The following is a 5,565-nucleotide window of genomic DNA, read 5'->3' as shown; positions in this document are numbered from 1 at the left end:
AAACTTATATCAGTAATAGGATTTAATTTATCCTGTTTTGGTGGTAATACATAAGTTTGACCAGGAAGTATTTGACGAACTCTACTTACACTTGGAGGTATTCTTTTTGCAGAATCTATAATTTTATTATTAGATGAATGAGTAAGAATTATATTACTATGTCTTCCCATTATTTCTATTATAATATCCTTAGTTGTTTTTTCTTTTAACTCATCAAAAGATTCAACACTAATTTTTATTATCCTCTCAAAATCAACTTGAGAAACATTTACTATATTTCCTCCTTGTATATATTTTCTAAAGAGCATACAAAACATAGGAGCATTTATAGGATTTTCTTTTTTATAGTCACTAGCTAGGTAGACTCTAGGATTAGATGCGCTACAACTTAAAACTAGCTTAAAATTTTCTTTATTATTTCTTATATGTAAAACTACTTCATCATTTTCAGGTTGATATACTTTATCAATTTTTCCACCTAAAAGTTTTTTATGTAATTCGTCTACTATAGAATGTATAACTAAACCATCTAAAGCCATAATATTTCTCCCTTCTATATAAACTTTTAATAAATTAATTATTACACAATATACATATATTGTGAATAGGAGGATTTAATTATATATTTATAATTTCCTTTTATTATTAAAATATTGTATAATTATAAGTTAGGAATTGAAATTTATAAGGGGGCTAAATTATGAAATTTTGGAAATTACATGGAATAGGAAATGATTTCGTAGCTATAGATGGAAGATTTGACAATAAAGAGGCATCAGATTATTCTGAATATGCTAAAGCAGTATGTCATAGAAAATTTTCTGTAGGAGCAGATGGATTGCTTGTTGTTAAAAATTCTGATAACTGTGATGTAGAAATGGTCTATTATAATGCAGATGGAAGCAGAGCAGCTATGTGTGGAAATGGATTAAGATGTTTTGTTAAGTTCGTTTATGATAATAATATAGTTAGAAAAGAAGAATTTAGTGTTAATACATTAGATGGTGTAAAAAAAGTTAAAATAAATCTTAAAGGTGAAGAAATAGATACTATAAAAGTTAATATGGGAAATGGAAGTTTTTTATGTGAAGATATTCCTGCTATATCTAATAACAAAGTATTTATAGGTGAGAATATAGATGTCTTAGATAAAAACTTTGAAGTAAACGCTATGCTTATGGGTGTACCACATGTTGTTATATTAGTTGATGATATAAGTATAGAAGAAGTATGTAAATATGGACCTTTATTAGAAAAAAATAAAAATTTCCCAAAAGGAACTAATGTAAATTTTGTGAAAATAGAAGATAATAATAACATTATAGTTAGTACATGGGAAAGAGGATGTGGATACACATTAGGATGTGGAACTGGAATGACAGCATCAGCAATAATATGTAATTATTTAGGAAAAGTAAATAAAAGTGTAAATGCAAAATCTGAAGGTGGATGTGTGAAAATAGATATAGATGATTTTGTTTATATGACAGGACCTGCTGTTAAAATATGTGAAGGAACTTTGGAGGTATAGTAAATGGCAATAAGTATGACAGGATTCGGAAGAGGAGAGTATAAGGATGATAATTATCAGTTCTTAGTTGAATGTAAGACTATAAATCATAAGTATGCAGATATAAATATACGTCTTCCGAGAAAATTATCATTTTTAGAGGATAAGGCAAGGATATTAGTTAAAGACTATATAAAAAGAGGTAGAGTTGATTTATATATAAAGCTTGACTTATTAGGTAGTGAAGATGTAAACTTAAAGTTTGATGAAGCGTTAGCAACTCAATATGTATCAATACTAAAACAAATAAAAGACAAGTTTGACCTAGTTGATGATATAAGTGTAATGAATATTGCAAAGTTTCCTGATGTTATAAAAACTGAGGAAAAAGAAGATGATGAAGATAAGTTATGGTCAATGTTAAAAGTAGCTTTAGAAAATGCATTACTTAAGTTAAAAGAAATGAGAAGTGAAGAAGGTAAAAAGTTAGCAGAGGATATACAAAATAGATGTGATCTTCTTAAAAATTATATTGAAGATATTGAAAAATACTCATATAATGTTGTTATTGATTATAAAGAAAAATTAAAAAATAGAATAAGTGATATGTTAGAAGATCCTAGCATAATAGATGAAAGTAGATTAGCTCAAGAAGTTGCTATATATGCAGATAAAAGCAGCATAACAGAGGAAATAGTAAGGTTTAAAAGTCATATAGAACAATTAAAAAATACTGTTGTAAAAAATGAATCAATAGGTAGAAAAATAGACTTTTTAATCCAAGAGATGAATAGAGAAACAAATACTATAGGCTCTAAATCTTCTGATTTAAATATAACGAACTTAGTTGTGGAAGTAAAAAGTGAATTAGAGAAAATAAGAGAACAAATACAAAATATAGAATAATTATAAATTATTAAATAGATTTTAAGACATAATTATATGAACAAATAGAAAGGAAGAGATTGATGCTTAATAGAAAAGGTCTATTATTAGTTGTATCAGGTCCATCAGGTGCAGGAAAAGGTACGATATGTAAAGCGTTATTAAACAAAAATGATCAGATAAAATTATCAGTATCAGCTACAACTAGAAAACCAAGAAATGGAGAAGTTCATGGTGTTAACTATTTCTTCATAGAAAAAGAAGAATTTACTAAAATGATAGAAAATGGTGAATTCTTAGAATATGCTCAAATATATGATAACTTCTATGGAACTCCAAAAGCTGCTATAATAGAATGCTTAGAAAAAGGGCAAGATGTTATATTAGAAATAGAAATGCAAGGAGCAAGACAAATAAAAGAAGTTTATCCTGAAGGAGTATTTATATTTGTGCTTCCACCATCGTTAGAAGAACTAAAAAGTAGAATTGTTGGAAGAGGTACAGAAACTCAAGAAGAGATAGAAAAGAGATTTAGCTGTGCTTTTGAAGAAATAAATCAAATAGTTAACTATGATTACTTTATAGTTAATGAAGATATAGAAAAATCAGTTAGTGATGTTGAAGCTATAATATGTGCTGAGAAAAATAAAGTTACTAGATATAAAAATAACATTATAGATAAATTTAAGGAGGAATTATAAAATGTTAAAGCCATCAATAAATGAAGTATTAGATAAAATAGACAACAGATATTACTTAGTAGGAACTGTTGCAAAGAGAGCAAGAGAGATAATAGATGGAGCTGAAGTTTATGTTTCAGCTAAAAATAGAGATAATAATAAGCCAGTAACTATAGCTACTCAAGAAGTTGCTGATGAAAAAATAACATTTAGATTATTAACTCAAGAAGAAATAGATAAAAAAGAAGAAGTAATAATAGAAGAACATACTACAGAAGAGGAGTAAGTTCTATGTTAAAGGATAAGACTGTTGTAATAGGAGTAAGTGGTGGTATAGCTGTATACAAAACTTTAGATGTTGTTAGTAGATTAAGAAAACTTGGCGTAAATGTTAATGTAATAATGACAAAATCTGCAACGGAATTTGTTACACCATTATCATTCCAATCATTAAGCCAAAATTATGTAGTTTGTGATATGTTTGAAGATCCTAAAACTTGGGATGTAGAACATATATCTCTAGCTAAAAGAGCTGATGTATTCTTAATAGCACCAGCTACAGCTAATGTTATAGGTAAAATTGCAAATGGAATAGCAGATGATATGCTTACTACAACAGTTATGGCTACAAAGGCAAAAGTATTAATAGCACCAGCTATGAATACTAATATGTATGAAAATCCAATATTACAAAGAAATATAAATACATTAAAAGAATTAGGATATAATTTTGTAGAGCCAGAAAGTGGTAGACTTGCTTGTGGAGATACAGGTAAAGGAAAATTAGCATCTCCAGAAACTATAGTGGATGAAGTTGTTAAATTGCTTTCAAAAGGGCAAGATTTAAAGGGAAAAAGTATAATAGTAACAGCTGGACCAACAGTTGAGAGTATTGACCCAATGAGATACATAACTAATAGATCTACTGGAAAAATGGGTTACTCTATAGCTAAAGAAGCTATAGAACGAGGAGCAGATGTTACCCTTATAACAGGTCCAACAAATTTAACTCCACCACAAAATCTGAAAAAACTAGTAAAAATAGAATCTGCAAAAGATATGTACGAAGCTGTTTTAGCAAACTTGGATGAAAATGATGTGGTTATAAAAAGTGCAGCAGTAGCAGATTATAAACCTAAAAACTACTCTAATAAAAAAATAAAAAAATCAGATGATGATTTAGTTATAGAATTAGATAGAAATAAAGATATAGCACAAGAAATAGGAAAAATAAAAAATAATAAAATCTTAGTTGGATTTGCAGCTGAGACAAATGACCTTATAGAAAATGCAAGTCTTAAAATAAAAAAGAAAAATCTAGACTTCATAGTAGCTAATGATTTGACTAAAGAAGGTGCAGGATTTGGTGTAGACACTAATATAGTTAAAATCATAGACAAAGAAGGTAATATTACAGAATATCCTAAAATGAAAAAAGAAGAGGTAGCAAATATTATTTTAGATAAGATAAAAGAGCTACTTAGTGTATAAGCATCTATTAATATAGATGCTTATATTTTTACGTAACAGGATATAATTTAACTAAAAGATATAAATAAAAAATAGAGGTTAGAATATGGAAAAATACGCAAAAGTCATAGTAAGAAGTAATACTTTCCACACTGACAACTTATTTACATATAAAATACCGGAATTTTTAAAAAATCAGATATATGTTGGTCATAGGGTTTTAGTACCATTTGGAAAAGGAAATAAACCTACAGAGGCTTTTGTATTTAAAATATCTGATACTTTAGAAGAAGATATGAAGCTTAAGGAAGTAGTAGATGTATTAGATGAAGAACCTATTTTTAAATTAGAGGATTTAGAACTTGTAAACTGGATGAAAAATAGATATCTTTGTACTTATATAGATTGCATAAATTTAATATATCCTAAAGGATATAAAGTAAATAACTATAAAGTTGTAAGTTTAAGTGATGAAGTATTGAATTTAAATGAAAATGAGTTTACAGATTTATTATCATCATTAGATGATATACAAAAATATATTATTAGTAAAATAAATATATCAAAGGGAAAATTAAAAACTGAAAAGTTAAAGAAAATACCTAATATAAATTATATATTAGATAAAATGAGTAAAAAAAATATAATTAATTTAAAATGGGAATATAAAAATCATAAGAATGAAAAAAACTTGTGTTATATATCACTTTCAATAGAAGCTGATGAAGTTGATGACTATTTAAAGAAAAATAAAATAAACTTAGGTGCAAAACAAAAGGAAATAGTAAATTTCCTAAAAAATAATGATAGAGTAGAAATTAATGATTTGATTGATATATTAAAGGTATCTAAACAAAGTATATTATCACTTCAAAATAAGAATTTGATAGATATTAAATTGGAAGATTACTATAGAAATCCAGAAAATGCTTATACTTTAGAGCAAAAAGAAATATATTTAAATGTCGAACAAAAAAATGCATGTAACAAAGTTATATCGGAAATGTTTGACCAAAACAA

Annotated in this window: 6 protein-coding genes and 1 pseudogene; 6 read left to right on the top strand and 1 reads right to left on the bottom strand. The window is 26.8% G+C overall.

Features of this window, described 5'->3' with window-relative positions:
• A partial coding sequence (locus Q5F54_RS09995) for an NFACT family protein (RefSeq protein WP_302334345.1) occupies positions 1 to 539 on the bottom strand: 539 nt, incomplete at its 3' end.
• A 161-nt stretch (positions 540 to 700) separates the two neighbouring features.
• Between Q5F54_RS09995 and dapF the strand changes: the two genes are divergently transcribed.
• The 6 genes and pseudogenes from dapF to Q5F54_RS09965 all read left to right on the top strand — a co-directional run.
• Positions 701 to 1,531: a diaminopimelate epimerase gene (gene dapF / locus Q5F54_RS09990; RefSeq protein ID WP_288525780.1), complete on the top strand. Its 831-nt coding sequence runs from the start codon at positions 701 to 703 to the stop codon at positions 1,529 to 1,531.
• A 3-nt stretch (positions 1,532 to 1,534) separates the two neighbouring features.
• A complete protein-coding gene (locus Q5F54_RS09985; RefSeq protein WP_288523914.1) occupies positions 1,535 to 2,416 on the top strand; it encodes a YicC/YloC family endoribonuclease in 882 nt (293 codons plus the stop codon).
• A 62-nt stretch (positions 2,417 to 2,478) separates the two neighbouring features.
• A complete protein-coding gene (gene gmk, locus Q5F54_RS09980) occupies positions 2,479 to 3,096 on the top strand; it encodes a guanylate kinase (RefSeq protein WP_071119644.1) in 618 nt (205 codons plus the stop codon).
• A gap of 1 nt (position 3,097) precedes the next feature.
• Complete coding sequence (gene rpoZ / locus Q5F54_RS09975; RefSeq protein ID WP_180702064.1) at positions 3,098 to 3,361, top strand: DNA-directed RNA polymerase subunit omega; 264 nt, start codon at positions 3,098 to 3,100, stop codon at positions 3,359 to 3,361.
• A 5-nt stretch (positions 3,362 to 3,366) separates the two neighbouring features.
• Positions 3,367 to 4,566, top strand: a complete 1,200-nt coding sequence (gene coaBC / locus Q5F54_RS09970; protein WP_288525779.1) for a bifunctional phosphopantothenoylcysteine decarboxylase/phosphopantothenate--cysteine ligase CoaBC — start codon at positions 3,367 to 3,369, stop codon at positions 4,564 to 4,566.
• Between the two features lie 85 nt (positions 4,567 to 4,651).
• Positions 4,652 to 5,565: pseudogene (locus Q5F54_RS09965) on the top strand (primosomal protein N'); the annotation flags it as partial.

Source organism: uncultured Romboutsia sp., assembly GCF_958366745.1.
Classification (GTDB): domain Bacteria; phylum Bacillota; class Clostridia; order Peptostreptococcales; family Peptostreptococcaceae; genus Romboutsia; species Romboutsia timonensis.
This window is presented reverse-complemented; position numbering and strand designations above follow the sequence as displayed.